Source organism: Actinomadura rugatobispora, assembly GCF_055379765.1.
Window position 1 is genome coordinate 7,496,035 of sequence record NZ_AP029191.1, and the last position, 19,202, is coordinate 7,515,236.

Below are 19,202 nucleotides of genomic sequence, written 5' to 3' on the forward strand. Positions count from 1 at the left end.
GTCGGCCGGTTCCCGCGCCGGGGGCGGAGTCGGATTCCGGCGCGGAGCGGAAGCGGGAGCCTGATCCGGAGCTCGAAAGGCTCGACGCGGTCGAAGGGCGGCCTGAGGAGCCCCTTGGGCGGGGGGAGCGGCCCTCTCCCGGTGCTTCGGATGCCGCTTCGACGCCCTCGGCCGTCCCAGAGTCCGACGTCACGACCGGGGGCGGCTCAGGTGAGTCTGAGCCCGTCGGCGAGGCGGATGCGAACGCGGGAGGTCCCCTGAGCGGCGATCGTCCGGCGACCGACCGGACCGCCGATGAGGGCGCCGGTGCCGAAACCGCTGGGGCCGTCCCAGAGGGGCCGGACGACGGAGTCGCCGTCACGGCTGATCCACCCAAGAGACGGTCCGGACGCAATCTGCCCATCGCGGTCGGCGTCGGCCTCGGACTGGGCGCGCTCGTCCTGCTCTCCCTGTACTACGTCAAGGAACTCTTCCTTGCGGTCATGATCGTCTTCCTCCTGCTCGGCCTGCGCGAGCTTGCGGGAGCGTTCAAGACCCGGGACATCCGCGTGCCCATGCTCCCGCTCGGCGTGGGGCTCGTCGCGGCCCCGGTCGCCGCGTACACGTGGGGGCCCGAGGCGCTCGTCGCCTCCCTGGCGCTGATCGTCCTGACCGTGCTGGTGTGGCGGATGGCCGACGGGCCCGCCGACGGGTACGTGCGGGACGTCACCGCGGCGGTGTTCGTCACCGGCTACCTGATCCTGATGGGCGGGATCGTCGCGCTGCTGATGGCGCCGGACGACGGCCACCACCGGATCGTGATCTTCATTTCGGTGACGGTGGCCAGCGATATCGGCGGTTTCTTCGCGGGAACGTTCTTCGGCCGCCACAAACTGGCGCCGACCATCAGCCCCAAGAAGACGTGGGAGGGCGTGACCGGGTCCGCGCTGGCCTGCATGCTGGTGGGCGCGTGGCTCATGTGGTGGCTGCTGCACGACGGCGCATGGTGGCACGGTGTTCTGATCGGCGCCGCGGCCGTGGTCACCGCCACCGTGGGCGACCTGATCGAGTCGATGCTGAAGCGCGACCTCGGCATCAAGGACATGGGGTCCCTGCTCCCCGAGCACGGAGGCGTCATGGACCGCCTGGACTCGCTCCTTGCCGCGGCCCCCGTGGTGTGGCTGCTTCTGGAGCTGTTCACGCCCTCCAGCTAGCCGCTGGTCAGCCGCGCCGCGCGACGGCCGTCCGCCCCTTGGAGCATGTGCTTCAAGGGGCGGTTCTCTTCGTCCCCGGCTTGGAGCGCGGAAGGGTCAGGAGACGACCCAGGAGCGGTTCTGCTGGGCGAGGCGGCGGATCAGGGCGTCCGAGCCCTCGTTCTTGGCGTAGCGGTGTTCCTCGTCCGTGATGGGCACCAGCCAGAGCCAGCGCACCGGATCCCCCTCCGTGGACAGTCCCGCCAGGCCAGGGGCCACGGGTCCGGCCAACCGGCTCGGGTCGTCCAGGAGCAGGACCCCCTCCCACGAGGTCTCTCCCGTGTTGAGGGGGAAGGTGTGCGCCTCGTGGTACCACTTGACCACGTCGCCGGCCGCGAACCACGTCACCGCGCGCCACGGGTACTGGGCGAGCCAGGGGAAGATGCTTCCGGCCCGCTGGCTGGGCAGCGTGGTGGCCACCGCGAGTTCGATCCGGCTGTAGGGGGAGACGTCGTCCTCGTACAACTCGACCGTGGGCATGCGCTGGCGGCTCATACCGACAGTGCTCAGCACGGTGAACTCGCGGTCGCCGCGTACGGGACGTTCGGTCACCCCCACCGTGGGCAGGACGCCGGGGTTGCCGCCGGGGAGCTGCCGTCCCACGTCGTGCCAGTAGTGGCCCCCCGGCCCCAGGCGCTGCAGCAGATGGCCCAGCACCGACTGCTGGAAGTCGGCCCAGGACCCCTCGGCCTCACAGATCTTCCAGTGGTCACGGGCACGGCCGATGCGCGGGCCGAACTCCTCGATCTCGTCGTCCAGAGGGAACGCGAAAGGGCTCTGACCCGTCACGTCACGGCTGTAACCGGGGATCCCACGGGCCATGTCGGACCACCCAGGGATGACGCAGAGCGGCTCGCCCTCCTCCAGGACGGCCACCCCGTCGCCCTCCTCGAACCACACGACTTCGAGCGCGTCGCGTTTGAGCTGGGGGCGCCCTTGGGCGTGGCGTACATGGGAGGCGGGCAGCATGGGCGTCTGGCCGTCGTCCAGCCGCGTCTGGTCCACCGCCGCGGGGGCGGCGTCATGGTTGGTGATCCAGACGGCGCCGACGACCGCGTCCCGGGAATCCTTGAGGTACGCCGCGCTGACGACCCCGTCGGTCTCGACGACGAGCCGGCGGCTCCCGTAGGGGCTGTCCTCGGTGTGGACGACCGTGACGGCCGGTCCCTTGCCCGCGGCGGAACCCCTTCGCAATACCGACATGATCGAGACTGTACAGCTTGTCCACGAGCCACGATGGCGTGTTCGCACGCCCTTCCGGACCCGGCCTGTCAAGCGTCATCCAAGGCGATCGGTTCCCGCCCCTGAACGGCCCGCCGGCTCCGTGCTCCTCTTCTGAGCTGAGGGCGTCCTCGGAGCCGGGGAGTCTGAGGCGACCGGGCCTGTAGCGTTCCTCGCCAGGCGCTCTGGAGGCTTGAAACGACGCGCAGGGCACGGGGCACATGCGTCCTCCCAACAGCCCTCCGCCCAGACGGGACCGTTCGGATGCGACCTAGGCATGCCCGAGCGTTTGCCACACTGGAAGGACCATGTCTTCAACCGCCGATCAGGCCGCCGACGCCCCGGCCGCCACTGAACCGCGTCCCGACACCGAACCTGGGGGCGCGTCCAGTGGCACGTCCGCCACACAGACGTCCAAGGGCGCCGCCTCGGGGAAGACCCCGCCGAAGCTGGTCTTCGCCGCGCCGCGGCGGGCCAAACCGCCCCGCCACCTGGCCGACCTCACGACCGCCGAGCGCCGCGCGGCCGTGGCCGAACTGGGCGAGAAGCCGTTCCGGGCCGATCAGCTCTCCCGCCACTACTTCTCCCGCCTGGCCGACGACCCGGCGCAGATGACCGACCTCCCCGCCGCGATCCGTGAACGCCTGGCCGCCGACCTCCTCCCCACGCTGCTCACCCCCGTCCGCGAACTGGACTGCGACGGCGGCACCACGCTGAAGACGGTCTGGAAGGCCTTCGACGGCGTGCTGTTCGAATCGGTCCTGATGCGCTATCCGGACCGGGCCACGATGTGCGTGTCCTCGCAGGCGGGCTGCGGTATGAACTGCCCGTTCTGCGCCACCGGGCAGGCCGGGCTGACCCGCAACCTTTCCACCGCCGAGATCGTCGAGCAGGTCGCCGCCGGGGCCCGCGCGATGGCGCGGGGACGGATCCCGGGCGGGCCGGGCCGCGTCTCCAACATCGTCTTCATGGGCATGGGGGAGCCCCTGGCCAACTACAAGGCCGTGCTCGGCGGGGTGCGCAGGATCACCGACCCCGCCCCGGCGGGGCTGGGCATCTCGCAGCGCTCGGTCACCGTCTCCACCGTGGGCCTGGTCCCGGCGATCGAGAAGCTGGCCGCCGAGGACCTCTCGGTGCGGCTCGCGGTGTCCCTGCACGCCCCCGACGACGAACTGCGCGACGAGCTCGTGCCGATCAACAACCGCTGGAAGGTCGACGAGGTCCTCGACGCCGCCTGGGCGTACGCCGACCGCAGCGGCCGCCGCGTCTCGATCGAGTACGCGCTGATCAAGGACGTCAACGATCAGTCATGGCGGGCGGATCTTCTCGGCAGGCTCTTGCGCGGCCACCTCGTACACGTCAATCTGATCCCGTTGAACCCCACGCCGGGGTCCCGGTGGACCGCGTCCCGGCCCCAGGACGAGCGGGAGTTCGTCCGCAGGCTGGAGGCCCACGGGGTGCCGGTCACGGTTCGCGATACTCGGGGGAGGGAGATCGACGGCGCCTGCGGCCAGCTGGCCGCCGCCACCAAGGAGTGAGCGAGCCGTGGGCCGCGCGGGACGCCGTGCCCCGCGAGCGAGCGGGGAGCGGAGGAACCGGTGAAGACGGACACGCGCCTGCCGGTGGCGCTGCGCGGGTACGACCGAGCCCAGGTCGACGCCCTGCTCGAACGGGTCACCGCGACGTTACGCTACGGCCGCTGGGGACTGACCGCCGACGACGTGCGCCGGACCCGTTTCGACATCGTGCTGCGGGGCTACGAGCAGCGCGCGGTGGACGAACTGCTGCAGGAGGCCATCCGCGAACTGCAGTCGGCCGCGCCGATGGGGGTGCGCCCCGGACGGCCCAAGGTCCACCCCGGCTGGCTCATCAGCTGGATCCAGAACGCCCGTTTCTCCGGGGCGGGGGTGCGCGCCGGATACGACGTCCGTGACGTCGACGCCTTCCTCGACCGCGTCGTCGCAGGCCTGCGCGGGGTCGCGCCGCCGATGACAGCCCGCGACGTACGGGACAGCGCGTTCCGCATCGTCCGGCTCGGCCCGGGCTACGACGAGGGCGAGGTCGACCGGTTCCTGGTGCAACTGGCCGGCGCCCTGGAACGCCGCTGACCCCGCCCTCCCGGTCGTCGTTCAGCCGGCACTGCGTGACGCGGAAATCCCGAAGGCGTTTGGCCGCCGCTGCGATTCGCCACCGGCATCTCTCCGCCTTTTTGAGAGCTGCTTCGCCCGGAAGCCGGCCGACCTCGTGACCGCCCGAGTACGTGGAGCCAGTACACCGCGGCCTCGACGTACCTTCCGGCCGTGACCCGTCCAGAGTTACGCTTCTGCCGGCGGTCACGACCATGAGGGCAATGACCACGCTGGGCCTGGCCGCGGGTCATCCCCGGGCTATTGACCATCGCATGGACGATGCGGCGCGTCAGTATCATCATCGCGCTGTGTCCGCCGACCACGTGCAGAGAGTGACGTTGATCCCGCGCATTCCAGGGTCAAAGGAGCACCTGTGTCCGAAGGCGAATCCGAGGCACCGCGGCGGTCCCGCATCTGGCGCATTATCACCACCCAGCCCCTCGCGGTGCAGCTCGTCGGCGGTGCCACCGCCACGCTCATCGCCGGATTGATCACGGCCGGAGCCGCAGTAGCGGTCAACGAGGTGCGAGCGGGGTCGGGGAATGAGAGCAGCCCACCCGGAGCTCCCGTGCCGCGGTCGCCCCGCCTGGGACTGGAGATCTGGCAGAGTGGCAGGCAAGCACCCATGTCGGTGAGCGGCGACGAAAACCGCCACGTCACGGTCCAGATGAAGCGGGCTCCGTTCGAACTTCGCCTCCCGCATCAGCCCAAGGGCATGGCGGTGCAGATCTGCGCCTGGACGGATAGCTCGATCTTCTCATTGCAGGAGGACGGGCTGGTCAGGGACGTTCCCTTCTTCCGCCCGGGCACGGGAATGCCGGACTCCGAGTACGGCTCGGGCAGGCTCCGGCTCGAGAACGAGGCTCACAACCATTTCGTCGACGAACGCATTGCACCCCTGTCCTCCGCCATGGACAAAGTGAGTTTCACCACGATGGTGCTGGGCCATGCATCCACCGTGCTGCAACGTCAGCGCGCCGATGTGTTCCTCACCGTGTTCATCGATAAGAACCGTGACGGCAGGATCGGGCCGAATCGCGGTATCGGGGTACAGCGGCTGAGCGAGTTCGAGTACGTTGTTCTGGACTTTCCGAAATGAGGCATGCTTTCGCGTCGAAACCGGGCCACAGGGCTGATCGAACCGGCTCGGGTGGCGCCGGCGGGCCCTGGACGGATGTGGATCTTGTCTGCCCGCTCGGCAAGGTCTGAGTTGAGACTGGTCTTGGGCGTCCCGTCCCCGCGGATCCCCGTGGCGGGGACCGAAATCGGCATCTAGCCGGGCGAAGGGCGCTGTCGCGAATAAGGCGACACTGCACCAAGAAGTCTCTTGAGTTATCCACAGATCTTGTTAGGGGCTGGCGCACCGGGCCTCGGCGGGGAACGCTAAGTGACATGGATCACTTCGAGGCGCAGCGTCAGCGGCTGCGTTCACTGTTCGGTGTCTTCTTCGCTCCCGAGGTCACCGGGGCGCTGCTCCCCCTGGCCCGTCCCGCCGTCCGGCTCGGCGCCGAGGGCGAGGCGACGGTCCGGCTCGGCGGGGCCCCGCTGCTGCCGCCCGGCGAGACCTGGCCGACCTGGCGCGACCGTCCGCTCGACTACCTCGGCTCGGTCGACTTCGACCAACTACCCGAGGTGGCGGACCTGCCCGCGAAGGGTACGGTCGCCTTCTACTACGCCAGCGGCCTGCCGCGTCCATGGGGAGACGACCTGGGCCAGCGCGACGCCTGGCGCCTCTTCAGCGGCGACCTCCAGGAGGTGCAGCCCCCGCCCGCGGCATCATCCTTCCCGGAATGCTCGTTGAAGGCGGCGCCCTTCCTGTCCCTGCCCGCGCCCCAGGAGCCGTTCCTCGAGCGCCTCGAAGGCCTCTACAGCGGTGTCCTGCCCGTGTACGAGCAGTTGCACGTGGCCTGGCAGCAGCACATCTGGCCGGACGACACCCCCGCCCACCAGATCGGTGGCTGGCCGCTGGTCGTACAACGACCGGTCGCCCACGACTGCCACTACGCCTCCACGGGACTTGATCCCGACACGACGCCCCTCTCTCCGGAAGAGGTCTCCGCCCTGGCCGATGACTGGCAACTGGTGCTGCAACTCGACTCCGACCCGAGCCTCGGCTGGCACTGGGGCGAGCCGGGCCGGATCTACTTCTGTACACGCCGGGACACACCGCTGGAGACGGCCTGGCTCACTCTCCAAGCGACATAGGCATCCGCCCGCCCATTCACGGGCGGTTGCGGCTCGCCACGAGGTAGGACGTGCCGACCACGAGGATCCAGAGCGCCAGGTGCAGCGCGATCGCAGGGAAGGCACCCGTGAACGCGGCGGGGCCGTCGTGGGCGGCCCGCAACCAGTCGACCATGGGCACCGCGACCCAGGAGAGGGGGCTGAGGCTGAGAAGGAGCGCGGCGACGACTCCGCCCAGCAGCGCCAGCAGGGAGAAGCCCGGGTCCGTGATGATGGCCCGGCTGGTCCAAGCGCCCAGGACCGTCGCCGCCAGCGCGACCAGCAGGCACAACCCGAGACCGTTCAACACCGCGCCCGATCCCACCCCCGCGAGGTAGGCCTGGACCACCGGAACCACCAGAACCAGCACGGCGATACCCGCATTGACCACGTACGCCGCGATCAAGCCCGCCAAAGCCCGTGAATGCGCCGCCATAAGGCGCGAGCGAATACCACCCGCGCGGCCGTCCGCGCCTGCAGCCGTATCCGTGGCTCCGCGCGTGCGGTCGGTCGCCCGTACTCGGTGCGCCCGGACCGCGAGGGCCGACAGGCAACGCTGCTCGTCCGGCTGGGTGTTTAGCAGCGCCCGCGCCGTCCACGCCCATACCGGGAACAGGAAGGCCGCCACATCACCCAACGTCCCCACGGCCAGTTCGGCGTCGTCGGCCGAGCCCTGCAAGATCACGAGCGAGAGGAGGAGCAGCACCACGACCAGCGGCTGCAGGACACGCAGCGAACGCACGTACCCCGCCACCTGGAAACGCGCGAGCGCGATCACCGCTCCGGCTCCCTGACCTCAAGACCGGCCGCCCGCAACTTGCCGACCACCTCGTCCAACTCGTCCGCCCGGACGACCACCTCCACAACCCTCCAGGTCACCAAGCCCTGCGGAGCCCCGTCCTCATGCCCGCTCCCCCCGGCTTCTGCTGGGCCAGCCACCACCGAGCGCCCCTGCCCTAGCCCCTCACCGCCGCCCCCCACGAAACCACCCACCCCACCGACACCGACCCCGGCTGCACCCGGCCCACCCGCGGCGGGGCCACTGGCACTGGGCCCGGTTGTGCCAGACCCGCCGGCACCGGGCCCGCCGGCACTGGGCCCGCCGGCACTGGGCCCGCCGGCACTGGGCCCGCCGGCACTGGGCCCGCTCGCGCCGGGGCCACCGGCATCGGGCCTCGCTGCGCCGGGCTCACCGGCACCTGGGCCGCCCGCGTCGGGGCCGACGGCACTGGGCCCGGCTGGATCGGGCTCGCTGGCGCCGGGGCCGCCCGCGTCGGGTCCGGCTGGGTTTGGCGCGGCTGTGTCGGGGTTGTTCGTGCTGGGCCCATTTACGTCAGGGGCTTTCTTGGCGGGCTCACTCGTGCTCCGCTGGTCCGTGCCAGGGCTGTGCGGGTCGGGATCGTTTGCTTCAGGGGCGCTTGTGCCTGGCACGTTCATGTTGGGCTCGCTGGCGCAAGGGCCAGTTGCGTCGCGGTTACGCGTGTCGGACGCATGTGTGCTTGGCCCATGCACGTTGTGTCCAGATGCAACCGGCTCACCGCTTGGGGTGGCGGTTTGGTCGGCTATGTGGATGCGGCTGATGTCAGGTAGCGGGGCTAGGCAGCGTTGGTGGTCGCTGACTACGACGGTGGTGCCTTGAGAGGCCAGTTCGGAGATCAGGGCGGGGAGGGCGTCGCGTGTGGGGGCGTCGAGGCCCGCGAAGGGTTCGTCCAGGATCAGGAGGTCAGGGGAGGCGAGCAGGGCTTGGGCCATGCCCACTTTGTGGGCGCTGCCCTTGGAGAGTTCGGGGAGGCGTGTCTCAAGGAGATGGTCGAAGGTGAGGCGTTCCGCCCAGGTGTCGATGGCCGTGCGGGGTGCCCGCTGTATGGCGGCCATGTGGGTCAGATAGCTGCGCACCGTGAACGGCTGGTCGGTCGGGAAGCGTTCGGGGGCGTAGCCGATGTTGACGGGGCGTCCGGTGACGGTGCCGCGGCTTGGTGTGCGCAGGCCTGCGAGCAGGCGGAGGAAGGTGGATTTGCCCGCGCCGTTGCGGCCCGTTACCTCGATCACCTCGCCGGGGGCGAGGAGGAGCGTGACGTCCCGCAGAACCCAGGGCGCGCGCCGGTGATAGCGGAAGGCAACGCGGTCCAGTCGCACAAGCACGGCAAGGTAGTGGCCGAGCCGTAAGCACGCCGTAAGCGGGGTGGGAGAATGCGGCGCATGGGTGAGGTGGCGTGCATCTTCTGCGAGATCATCAAAGGGCGGCGGCAGGCGCACATGGTCGTGGAGGCCGAGGACGCGGTGGCGTTCCTGGACGCCCGGCCGCTCTTCAAGGGGCACACGCTGCTCGTCCCGCGCGAGCACTACGAGACCCTGACCGACCTCCCCGAGGAGATGCTCGGGTCGTACTTCGGGCACGCGCGGAGGCTCGCGGGCGCGATGGAGTCGGTGCTGGGCGCGGCGGGGTCGTTCGTGGCGATGAACAACCGCGTCAGCCAGAGCGTGCCGCACCTCCACGTGCACGTCGTGCCGCGCAACCGCAAGGACGGCCTGCGAGGCTTCTTCTGGCCGCGCCAGAAGTACGCCTCGGACGAGGAGGCCGCGGACTACGCGGAGCGCCTGCGCACGGCCGTCACGGGGGCCAGCCGAGGGCGGTGACGACGGCCACGAAGGGGTCGGCGGCGGTTCTTTCCGTGCCGTCGCTCGACGGTGCTCGCCTGGTGGCCTGTGCCTCCAGGGCGGCCTGTTCGTACAGGTCTCGTTCGGCCCGGTCCAGGGCAGCCGACAGAACGTATTGAGGGACCGTCCAGCCCACCAGGTCGGCCGCCTTGCGGATCGCGAGGGCCTGCTCCTCGGTGGTCTGGAGTTCGATGCGTTCGGCGGGTTGGGAGTCGGGAAGGTCCTGGCGAACCGACATGGCCGGTCTCCTTCCTGCAGCATTCAAAAGTACGCCGGGCCAGGCCGCGGTTGCATCCTCATTAAGAACGAGAAATCGGCCGGCCGAAGAAACTCGGTGCCGCCGAGCAGGGGTTTCGGTCACGGTGAAGGCCGTTCCTGGACGTGGGTGGCGTCGTCCCTGGTGCGAGCACGGTTTCTAAGGTACGGCAACGAACCGGCAGTGGCCTCGTCCGCGTCGTACGGAAGATGTGCGGAGAATGGCTTTGCCCGTGAAGTTCGGGTCGCGCGAAGCTTTCCGTGGAAACGGCACGATGGGCGGTGTCGAAACGGCTTATGCGGAGATGAGTGGTGCAAGTTGCATTCTGGCGGGGCTCCGTCCGGTTTGGTGGGGCGTGGGGGGAACCGCGAACATGGTGGGGCGGCACGGGTGACCGGCGTGCCGAAGCCCCCGTGCAAAGGATCCTGCCCATGGCCCAGAGCGAGCCTCGCCCCGACGAGATCGAGCTGGCCGGGGTGGCCAAGACGTACCGGGCGCGGGGGGATATGGTCGGCGCCGTCCGGGGCGTGGACCTGGCGATCGCCTCGGGGGAGTTCTTCTCGCTGCTGGGGCCGTCGGGGTGCGGGAAGACGACCACGCTGCGGATGATCGCGGGATTCGAGGAGCCGACGGACGGGCGGGTCCTGCTGCACGGTCGGGACGTGACCGGAGTGCCCGCCCACCGGCGTGACGTGAACATGGTGTTCCAGTCCTACGCTCTGTTTCCGCACATGGACGTCTTCGAGAACGTCGCGTTCGGCCTGCGGCGCAGGCGCGTACCGAAGGGCGAGATCCGTGCGCGGGTCGGCGCGATGCTGGAGATCGTGGACCTGGCCGGAGGGGAGCGGAGGCGGCGGCCGGCGGAGCTGTCGGGCGGGCAGCAGCAGCGGGTGGCGCTGGCGCGGGCCCTGGTGAACCGGCCGCGTGCGCTCCTCCTGGACGAGCCGCTCGGCGCGCTGGACCTGCGGTTGCGGCAGGCGATGCAGGGGGAGCTGAAGCGGATCCAGCGGGAGGTCGGGGTCACGTTCGTGTACGTCACGCACGACCAGGGCGAGGCGCTGACGATGTCGGACCGCATCGCCGTCATGAACGAGGGCCGGATCGAGCAGCTCGGCACGCCCCGGGAGATCTACGAGCGTCCCGCGACCCGGTTCGCGGCGGAGTTCATCGGGACCTCCAACCTGCTCGGCGGGGAGGTCGCGGAGGTCTCCGGGGGGCGGGCGGTGATCTCGCACGGCCCGGACGGGCACGTGATCGTGCCGCTGCGCCCGGAACTGCCGGTGGGCGCGGGGGACAGGCTGGAGCTGGCGGTGCGGCCGGAGAAGATCGGGATCGTTCCAGAACGTCCGGGCGCGGCGCTGTGCGGCGTCCGCGGCACCGTCTCCGAGGTGGTCTACCTGGGCACCTCGACCAACTACACCATCAGTACCGCCACCGGGTCCGACATGGTGGTCTTCGCGCAGAACGCGGCGTCGGCCGACGGCGTCGCGGTGCGCGGCGACACCGTGTGGCTGTCGTGGGACCCGCGGCACTCGTACGCCATTGGAGCGCTCAAGTGAGTTCGATACCCCCTCCGCTGCTGCGCGGGCTGACCCTGCCCCGCAGGCGCGACTTCCTCCGTCTCGCGGGCGCCTCCGGCGCCGGGCTGGCCCTCGCCGCGTGCGGCGTGGAAGGGCAGGGCGGCAAGGAGAAGGCCGGTCCGTCGGACGTCCAGAAGTACTGGGCCGGGAAGGCGAGGAACGGCGCGCTGCGGTGGGCGAACTGGCCGGGTTACGTCGAGGACGACCGGGCCACGGTGCGGGCGTTCGAGAAGGAGACCGGGATCAAGGTGACCTACCAGGAGGTCATCCAGGAGACCGCGCAGTGGTTCGGGAAGATCCAGGCGCCGCTGGCGGCGGGGCAGTCGATCGGGTTCGACCTGATGGTCATGACGAACGGCATCCAGCTGGAGAAGCTCCGGCAGCTGGGCTATCTGGCGCCGCTGGACCATTCCAGGCTGAAGACGTTCGCCGCCAACGCCGGACCGCAGTTCAAGAATCCCTCCTACGATCCGGGGAACGCGTTCACGATTCCCTATGTCTCCGGCATCACCGGGATCGCGTACAACACCAGGTACGTCAAGGAGGAGATCACCAGCATCGCGCAGCTCTTCGATCCCCGGTACAAGGGGCGGGTCGGGATGATGAGCGACTCGCAGGAGCTGGGCAATTTCGGCATGTTCCTGCTGGGGGTCGATCCGGAGAAGTCGACTCCGGCGGACTGGCGGCGGGCGGCGGAGAGACTGCGCGGGCAGCGGGACGCGGGGATCGTCCGGAAGTACTACGAGCAGGATTACGCGGACGCGGTCAGCAAGGGCGACGTGTGGCTGACGATGGCCTGGTCGGGGGACGTCTACAGCCTGACCTCGCCCGAGGTGAAGTTCGTGGTGCCCAAGGAGGGCGGCACGCTCTGGACCGACAACCTGTGCATTCCGAAGACCGCCGAGAACCCGGTCGACGCGCTCATGCTCATGGACTGGCTGTACGACGCGGAGAACAACGCCCGGCTGACCGAGTTCATCAACTACATCACGCCCGTTCCGGCGGCGCGGCCCGTCATCGAGGCGGACGCGCGGAAGGCCGAGGGCGAGGACAAGGCCGACCTGGAGCGCCTGGCCACCAGCCCGCTGGTGTTCCCGTCGCCGTCCGATCTGGCGCGGCTGCGCGATTACCGGCGGCTGACGCAGGCGGAGGAGACCGAATACCAGCGGATCTTCGAGCCCATTCCCAAGGGTTCCTGATGGCGGCGGGGCCCGGGAGACGGTCTTCCGGAGGGTTCACGCCGTATGTGATGATCCTGCCTGGCGGGCTCTGGCTGCTGGCGTTCTTCGCGATTCCCCTGGCGATGATGGTCTCCCTGTCGTTGCAGACCGGGAATCTGGTCGACGGGTTCCGGCAGACCCTGCACTGGCAGAACTACACCGACGGCCTGCAGACGTACGGGGACGCTTTCGTCCGGTCGCTGTGGTACGGACTCCTGGCGACGCTGCTGTGCATCGCCCTGTCCTATCCGGCCGCCTACTGGATCGCCTTTCACGGAGGTCGCAGGAAGACGACGTATTTGCTGCTCCTGTTGCTGCCCTACTTCGTCTCCTACATTCTGCGGACGGTCTCCTGGAAACTCGTCCTGACCGACAACGGGCCCGTGCTCGGGCCGCTGCGCGGCTGGGGCCTGCTCCCGGACGACTTCCACGTGCTGGACACCGGGGTCGCGGTCGTGTCCGGGCTCGCCTACAACTTCCTGCCGTTCATGGCGCTGCCCATCTACGTGGCGCTGGAACGGATCGATCCGCGCGTGGTGGAGGCGGCGCGCGACCTGTACGCGTCGCGGGTCCAGACGTTCCTGCGGGTGGTCCTGCCCCTGTCGCTGCCGGGCGTGTTCGCGGGCGTGATCATGACGTTCGTGCCGGTGGCGTCCGACTACGTCAACGCCGAGGTCCTCGGCGGCCCCGGAGACACCATGATCGGGAACGTGATCCAGTCCGAGTACTTCGACAGCGGCGCCTACCCGACGGCGTCGGCGCTGTCGTTCACCCTGATGGCGATCCTGCTGCTGGGGATCTTCGCGTACGCGCGGGCGGCGGGCACCCGGGACGTGCTGGAGGCGGCGCGCCGATGAGCCGGGGGCACGGGCTGCGGATCTACACCTGGGCGCTGATCGGCTGGCTGGCGCTGCCGGTCGCGATCATGATCCTGTTCGGGTTCAACGACACCCGGAGCAAGCAGAACTTCCGCTGGGAGGGCTTCACGCTGCGCTGGTACGCGGACCTGCTGGACCGTCCCGACCTGACCGCCGCGCTGCTGAACTCCCTGTCGATCGCGCTGCTCAGCACGGCGATCAGCACCGTGCTGGGGACGCTGGCGGGGCTGGCGCTGGCCCGGTTCCGGTTCCGCGGGCGCGGCGCGTCCACGCTCGTGCTGTTCCTGGCGATCAGCTGCCCGGAGCTGGTGATGGGCGCGTCGCTGCTGTCGATGTTCGTGACGTTCGGGCTGCCGCGCGGGTACGGGACGATCCTGGTCGCGCACGTGATGTTCTCGATCGCGTTCGTCGCGGTGACGGTGCGGGCGCGGGCGAGCCTGCTGGACCCGGCCGTGGAGGAGGCGGCGCGGGACCTGGGGGCGGGCCCGTGGGCCCGGTTCCGGCTGGTCACGCTGCCGATGATCCGGCCGGGCGTGGTGGCGGGCGCGCTGCTGGCCTTCGTGCTGTCGATCGACGACTTCGTCATCACCGGCTTCACCGGCGGCGCGACGGTCACCTTCCCGCTGTGGATCTACGGTTCCACCCGTACCGGGACGCCGCCGCAGGTGAACGTGATGGGCACGCTGATCTTCGCGGTGGGCGTCCTGATCGCGGTGGTCTCCGCGCGCCGCACGCTGACCGCGAGAGGCTCCCGGTGAGCCCGGGGCGGGGCCGCGCGGACGGGGCGATCGCGGACGCCGAGCCCCGGGCCTTCTGGCTGGCGGGCGGCGGGTGGCCGGAGGCCGCGCCCGTGCTCGCGGGGGCGCGCGACTGCGACCTCGCGGTCGTCGGCGGCGGGTACAGCGGATTGTGGACGGCGTTGCGCGCGAAGGAGCGCGACCCGTCCCTGGACGTCGTGCTGGTCGAGGCCGAGCGGATCGGCGCCGCGGCGTCCGGGCGGAACGGAGGGTTCTGCGCGGCCAGCCTCACCCACGGCGTGCTCAACGGGATGGCCCGCTGGCCCGACGACATGCACGAACTGGAACGTCTCGGCTGGGAGAACCTCCAGGCCATCGGGGAGACCCTGGTCCGGTACGGCATTGACGCCGAATGGGAGCTCACGGGGGAACTCTCGGTCGCCACAGAGGAATGGCAACTGGCCGAGATGAACGAGGAGGCGGAGGTCGCCTTCGAGCTGGGTTGGCAGCCCGTCCTGTTGAGCGCCGAGGCCGTCCGCGCCCAAGTGGACTCGCCCACCTACGTCGGCGGCCTCTGGGACCGGGAGGGCGTGGCCATGCTCCACCCCGCCAAACTCGCCTGGGGCCTGGCCGGGGCATGCCGTGCCCTGGGCGTCCGCTTCTACGAGGGCACGCGGGTCTCGAACATCCGGCACAACGAGAACGGCTCGGTGACCCTGGGGACGCCCCGCGGTTCCCTGACGGCGCGCCACGTCGCCCTGGGGACGGGTGCCTTCCCGCCCCTCCTGAAGCGTGCCCGCCGGTACGTGGCGCCGGTGTACGACTACGCGATGGCCACCGAGCCGCTCAGCGCCGCGCGGCTCGATTCCCTGGGCTGGCGCCACCGCCAGGGGCTGGGCGACTACCGCAACCAGTTCCACTACTACCGGCTGACGGCCGACGACCGGATCGTGTGGGGCGGTCATGACGCCGTCTACCATTTCGGCAACCGCGTCCGCCCGGAACTGGAACAGCGGCGGGCCGCGTTCGCGGCATTGGCGGAGAACTTCTTCACCACGTTCCCGCAACTGGAAGGGCTCCGTTTCACCCATGCGTGGGGCGGTGTCGTGGACACCTCGACGCGCTTCTGCGCGTTCTTCGAATCCGCCTGCGAGGGCCGCCTGGCGTACGCCGCCGGGTACACCGGCCTGGGCGTGGGAGCGACCCGTTTCGGCGCCGAGGTGATGCTCGATCTGCTCGGGCTGCCCGGTGCGGATCCCGCGCGTACCGGCCTGGCCATGGTGGGCTCCAAGCCTTTCCCGTTCCCGCCGGAGCCGCTGCGGTACGGCGCGATCGGCCTGACGCGGCGCGGCATGGCGAGGGCCGACCGGCGAGGGGGCCGCCGGGGCGCGTGGCTGCGCCTCCTCGACCGCCTGAAGCTGGGCTTCTCCGCCTGACCCGGGAACCTGGCGCTGCTGGCGATGGCCGCCGACATCGCCGGGACGCGGGAGGGCGCCGAGATGCTGGCCGAGTGCGCCGAGGCACTGCTCGCGCAGGGGGACGTGGCCGACGCCGTCGACTGGTTCGCCCGGATCGTGGAGGGCGGCGAGCCCGAGCTCGGCCCGCACGCGGCGCTGCGGATCGGCGCCGCCCTGGTCGACGCCGACCCCGAGGCGACGCAGGCCGCGTTCCGCTACGCCGCCGACCACGGCCTGGGACGGGTCGCCGAGGCCGCCGCGGGCAACCTGCGGACGCTGGCCCGGCACGACGTCCCGGCCCGTACCGCGCCCGCCACCGCCGGTGAGGTGGCCGGGCGGGCGGCGCTGGGACGCGGCCGGCTGTGGGCCTCCGACGGTGATCTGGAGGCCGCCCGCGCCGCGTTCGAGCAGGCGGCCGGGTGCCCGGTCGCCGAGGTGGCCGCCGCGGGGCTGGCCTACCTCGGCTCCACCCTCACCATGCTCGGCGACCAGGACGCCGCGGCCGCGGTGCTGGAGCGCGCGATGGCCACGGGGCATCCCCGCTACGGCGCGATGGCGGCGACCGACCTGTCGACCGTTCTCGCCGCCCGCGGCGAGCACCGCCGGGCCCTGGAGGTGCTGCGGTGGGCGCGGGGCGGCGAGGGACCGGCCGCGTCGATGGCGGCCGTCCACCTCGGGCTGCTGCTGGCGAAGGAGTTCGGCGACCTGGACGGCGGCCTCGCCGAGCCGCGCCGGGTGGCCGCCGCCGGGCCGGAGGCGATCGCCCAGGCGCAGGGACCGGACGGCGTGGGCAGCGCGTCGCTGCGGCTGGCCGAGCCCGCCCTGGAGGAGAGCGACCTCCAGGGCGCCATCCGCCTGTACGAGCGGGCCATGGACACGGGCCACCGTTCCTAAGGACTGTGCATGAGTCGCTCAGCCGCGCGCCCCGAACGGTCTTGGACGCACTGGTCCCCGGCGTACTCGACCCCGGGGCGGCGACACGCATCGCGTGCGTGGTCCGTTCCCGGGAGGCCGGTTCCCTGCGCGACCTGGCCATGTGGGCTCGACCAGAGGCGACGGGGAGGCCCCAGACCATCACTCCGGTGGAAAGGGGGCCCCGCACGCTGACATCGAACCCGGCGTCCCAGATCGCGCTACCGAAAGTACAGAGACGAACACAAAACGTCAAGCCGGATCACTTGATCACCCCCATGTTCACTCAACCGACCTCACAGGCGAACAGCCCGCACCCCGTGCACGCGCCCAAGGGCGCGGCCGCCGTGGCGCTGATGTTCTCCACCGAGGCCGGACGGCACGGCGCCGAGACCGCGATCGCCCGCCTGGACGAGGTCGGCTTCGGCGCGCTCCGGCCTCGCGCCTGGTTCTTCTTCGGCGCGTACCTGGTCCGGCGCGAGGACCTGCGCGAGGCCGCCGCGGCCTGGGGGCGGATCTCGGCGGCCGAGGACATCGGCGCGCACGCGGCGGCGGCCTGCGTCCTGCCCGCGCTGGACGGCCGGGCGGAGCAGGCCGCGGACACCTTCCCGCGACTGGCCGCGCACGCCGCCGAGCTCGTCTCCGAGGTCATCTGGACGATCTTCGAGATCGGGGAGGCGCTGGCCCGGAAGCGGCGGACGAGGGCGGCGGGCGGCCGGGCGTACGAGACGGCGCTGCTCCTGGCCGAGCACTCGGGTGACCCCCTGCTGGCCGAGAACCTCCGCCGCGCCCACACCGGCTGATGGTCGATTCGCCCCGAGCCGGCGACACGGACTTCATTTCGGCACGGGCGTCACTGGATGCGTCTATAGTCCCGTGCATGTCTTCGGAAGATCGGGACGTCTGGGACGAGCTCCTCCCGGCGGGGTTCCTGCACGGGCTGCGCGAGGCGCACCTGGAGGCGACGCTGGCGGTGTTCGGGTCGCTGAGCCGCGGCGCCGGGTTCAAGGACCGCTCGTACGGCTACACCTCCTACGATGTGCTGGAGTCCCAGATCGACCGGGTCTTCGACGGCGACCCGGCGGTCACCCGCGACAACCTGAACAACTCGCCGGGCTGGCGGCGCGGGCGCTACCGCGTCCTGCTCAAGCGGCACGAGTTCGGCGCCGTCCGCGGCATCCGCTGGGACCGCGACAGCGCCACCAAGCAGCTCGTCGCCCGGCAGGGCTTCGACGGCGACCCGCAGCTCGCGCTCCCCTTCCCCGCCGACCCGGGGCCGCGCGACGACTCCGGGACGGTGACGCTGGTCCTCGCGCACAGCGCCAGCGAGGAGCCCCTCGAACTGGAGCTGTTCCTGGGCCGGCCGCGGCTGAACGCCGGCGGCGGCGACCCCTGGCACTGGCTGCTGGAGCTGTCCGGCGACGCGCTCGGTCCCGACCCGCGGCGCCGTCCCGCCGAGCCGACCCTGCCGCTCTGGACCGACGCCGGCGACGGCGCGGGCGGCGGCGGCCGGACCGCGACCGACGCCGACGTCCCCATGCGCCTGCGCGGCCGCCGCGCCGCCCGACCGCTCGACGAAAAGGCCCAGTGAACGACCGCACCGCCGACCGTGTGGCGGAGGCCCGGCTGCTGTTCGACTGCGAACGGCTGACCCTGGCCCGGCGCCTGCGCGGCCTGCGCAAGAACCAGCTCGCCCAGGCCGTCGGGACGACCCCCACCGCCATCGGCCAGTACGAGGCGGGCGTGCACCGCCCCTCGGAGAAGTCGCTGTCGCGGCTGGCGATCGCGCTGGGCGTCCCGGTGGAGTTCTTCCACGCGGGCCGCAGCCCGGTGACGCTCGACTCGGCGCACGCCCACTTCCGCTCGCTGCGCTCCACCACCCAGATCGAACGCGACCAGGCGCTGGCCTACGGCAGGATCGCCGCCGACATCGTCGGGACGCTGGAGGACCTGGTGGAGTTCCCGGCGGCCGAGCTGCCCGAGCACCCCGTGCAGCCCGACGAGATCGCCGGTCCCGGCCCGGTGGAGGCCGCCCGGCTCGCCCGGAAGGCGCTGCTCGGCGAGGGGCACGGCGCCGTCCCCCACATGGTGCGGCTGCTGGAGAAGAACGGCGTGATCGTGCTGATCCTGCCGCCGTCCACCGAACGGGTCGACGCGTTCAGCATCGGCGCCCACCCGCGGCCCATGGTGATGTTCAACCCGGCCAAGGGCGACTACTGGCGCAACCGCTTCGACGGCGCCCACGAGCTCGGCCACCTGGTGATGCACGCCGACGCCGAACCCGGGAGCAAGGTCATCGAGGACCAGGCGCACCGGTTCGCCGCCGAGTTCCTCATGCCCGAGGCCGGGATCGCCGGGGAACTGCCGTCCACCGCCGACTGGTCGCGCCTCGCGGCGCTGAAGGCGGCCTGGGGGGTGAGCATGTCCGCGCTGCTCTACCGCGCCCGCACCCTCGGGATCATGAAGGAGGGCACCTACCGCGGCGCGATGAGCACCATGGCCTCGCGCGGCTGGCGACGGCAGGAGCCGGGCCAGGCCAGACCCCTGGAAGGCCCCACCATGCTGACCCGGGCGGTCGAGCTCACCGCCGCCTCCGGCGTCGACCGCGACGAGCTCTCCGAGCGCGCCCGCGTCACCCGGGCCGACCTCGACCTGCTGGTCCCCGCCCGCGCCCGCCCCGCCGTGGACGCCTGACCGGC

18 protein-coding genes and 1 pseudogene are annotated in these 19,202 nt (G+C 71.1%); 15 read left to right on the top strand and 4 right to left on the bottom strand.

Annotation, left to right across the window (positions count from 1 at the left end; genetic code table 11):
• Positions 1-257: 257 nt before the first annotated feature.
• Positions 258-1,193, top strand: coding sequence for a phosphatidate cytidylyltransferase (locus ACZ466_RS33565; protein ID WP_464044033.1), 936 nt, complete (start codon positions 258-260; stop codon positions 1,191-1,193).
• Positions 1,194-1,289: 96 nt separating this feature from the next.
• Here ACZ466_RS33565 and ACZ466_RS33570 read toward each other — a convergent pair whose 3' ends face one another.
• On the bottom strand, positions 1,290-2,435 hold the full coding sequence (locus tag ACZ466_RS33570) for a suppressor of fused domain protein (protein ID WP_378291855.1): 1,146 nt from the start codon (positions 2,433-2,435) through the stop codon (positions 1,290-1,292).
• 326 nt (positions 2,436-2,761) lie between these two features.
• Here ACZ466_RS33570 and rlmN point away from each other — a divergent pair, with 326 nt between their 5' ends.
• From rlmN to ACZ466_RS33590, 4 genes are all read left to right on the top strand, one after another.
• A complete protein-coding gene (gene rlmN, locus ACZ466_RS33575) occupies positions 2,762-3,991 on the top strand; it encodes a dual-specificity RNA methyltransferase RlmN (RefSeq protein ID WP_378291852.1) in 1,230 nt (409 codons plus the stop codon).
• A 60-nt stretch (positions 3,992-4,051) separates the two neighbouring features.
• Entirely contained in the window at positions 4,052-4,561 is a 510-nt protein-coding gene (locus tag ACZ466_RS33580) for a DivIVA domain-containing protein (RefSeq protein WP_378291850.1), read from the top strand.
• 394 nt (positions 4,562-4,955) lie between these two features.
• Positions 4,956-5,681 (top strand): hypothetical protein, encoded by a 726-nt coding sequence (locus ACZ466_RS33585; protein ID WP_378291848.1) that lies wholly within the window; start codon positions 4,956-4,958, stop codon positions 5,679-5,681.
• Between the two features lie 293 nt (positions 5,682-5,974).
• A complete protein-coding gene (locus ACZ466_RS33590) occupies positions 5,975-6,787 on the top strand; it encodes a DUF1963 domain-containing protein (RefSeq protein WP_378291845.1) in 813 nt (270 codons plus the stop codon).
• Positions 6,788-6,803: 16 nt separating this feature from the next.
• Here ACZ466_RS33590 and ACZ466_RS33595 read toward each other — a convergent pair whose 3' ends face one another.
• Together ACZ466_RS33595 and ACZ466_RS33600 are read right to left on the bottom strand one after the other, a co-directional pair.
• Complete coding sequence (locus tag ACZ466_RS33595; protein WP_378291843.1) at positions 6,804-7,583, bottom strand: hypothetical protein; 780 nt, start codon at positions 7,581-7,583, stop codon at positions 6,804-6,806.
• A 977-nt stretch (positions 7,584-8,560) separates the two neighbouring features.
• Positions 8,561-9,124: pseudogene (locus ACZ466_RS33600) on the bottom strand (ATP-binding cassette domain-containing protein); the annotation flags it as partial.
• On the opposite strand from ACZ466_RS33600, the gene ACZ466_RS33605 reads away from it, so the two are divergent.
• Positions 9,005-9,442 carry an HIT family protein gene (locus tag ACZ466_RS33605; protein WP_378291841.1) on the top strand — a complete coding sequence of 146 codons (438 nt, stop codon included), beginning with the start codon at positions 9,005-9,007 and terminating at the stop codon, positions 9,440-9,442. The pseudogene ACZ466_RS33600 and the gene ACZ466_RS33605 sit on opposite strands and share 120 nt — an antisense overlap.
• Here the strand turns inward: ACZ466_RS33605 and ACZ466_RS33610 are convergent.
• Entirely contained in the window at positions 9,417-9,701 is a 285-nt protein-coding gene (locus ACZ466_RS33610; RefSeq protein WP_378291838.1) for a type II toxin -antitoxin system TacA 1-like antitoxin, read from the bottom strand. The two genes, ACZ466_RS33605 and ACZ466_RS33610, sit on opposite strands and share 26 nt — an antisense overlap.
• A gap of 449 nt (positions 9,702-10,150) precedes the next feature.
• Here ACZ466_RS33610 and ACZ466_RS33615 point away from each other — a divergent pair, with 449 nt between their 5' ends.
• From ACZ466_RS33615 to ACZ466_RS33655, 9 genes are all read left to right on the top strand, one after another.
• The gene (locus ACZ466_RS33615) at positions 10,151-11,278 is read left to right on the top strand and encodes an ABC transporter ATP-binding protein (protein WP_378291836.1); all 1,128 of its coding nucleotides are present in this window, start codon (positions 10,151-10,153) and stop codon (positions 11,276-11,278) included.
• Entirely contained in the window at positions 11,275-12,498 is a 1,224-nt protein-coding gene (locus tag ACZ466_RS33620) for a polyamine ABC transporter substrate-binding protein (RefSeq protein WP_378291833.1), read from the top strand. Before ACZ466_RS33615 ends, ACZ466_RS33620 begins: the two co-directional genes overlap by 4 nt.
• A 50-nt stretch (positions 12,499-12,548) precedes the next feature.
• On the top strand, positions 12,549-13,376 hold the full coding sequence (locus tag ACZ466_RS33625; RefSeq protein ID WP_378291831.1) for an ABC transporter permease: 828 nt from the start codon (positions 12,549-12,551) through the stop codon (positions 13,374-13,376).
• The gene (locus tag ACZ466_RS33630) at positions 13,373-14,155 is read left to right on the top strand and encodes an ABC transporter permease (RefSeq protein WP_378291828.1); all 783 of its coding nucleotides are present in this window, start codon (positions 13,373-13,375) and stop codon (positions 14,153-14,155) included. Before ACZ466_RS33625 ends, ACZ466_RS33630 begins: the two co-directional genes overlap by 4 nt.
• The gene (locus ACZ466_RS33635; RefSeq protein WP_378291826.1) at positions 14,152-15,570 is read left to right on the top strand and encodes an NAD(P)/FAD-dependent oxidoreductase; all 1,419 of its coding nucleotides are present in this window, start codon (positions 14,152-14,154) and stop codon (positions 15,568-15,570) included. Before ACZ466_RS33630 ends, ACZ466_RS33635 begins: the two co-directional genes overlap by 4 nt.
• 24 nt (positions 15,571-15,594) lie before the next feature.
• Complete coding sequence (locus ACZ466_RS33640) at positions 15,595-16,485, top strand: tetratricopeptide repeat protein (protein WP_378291824.1); 891 nt, start codon at positions 15,595-15,597, stop codon at positions 16,483-16,485.
• A 296-nt stretch (positions 16,486-16,781) separates the two neighbouring features.
• The gene (locus ACZ466_RS33645; RefSeq protein ID WP_378290272.1) at positions 16,782-17,306 is read left to right on the top strand and encodes a hypothetical protein; all 525 of its coding nucleotides are present in this window, start codon (positions 16,782-16,784) and stop codon (positions 17,304-17,306) included.
• Between the two features lie 77 nt (positions 17,307-17,383).
• Positions 17,384-18,094 carry a hypothetical protein gene (locus ACZ466_RS33650; RefSeq protein WP_378290274.1) on the top strand — a complete coding sequence of 237 codons (711 nt, stop codon included), beginning with the start codon at positions 17,384-17,386 and terminating at the stop codon, positions 18,092-18,094.
• A complete protein-coding gene (locus ACZ466_RS33655; RefSeq protein ID WP_378290276.1) occupies positions 18,091-19,197 on the top strand; it encodes an XRE family transcriptional regulator in 1,107 nt (368 codons plus the stop codon). The genes ACZ466_RS33650 and ACZ466_RS33655 overlap by 4 nt, the downstream gene beginning before the upstream one ends.
• Positions 19,198-19,202: the final 5 nt, after the last annotated feature.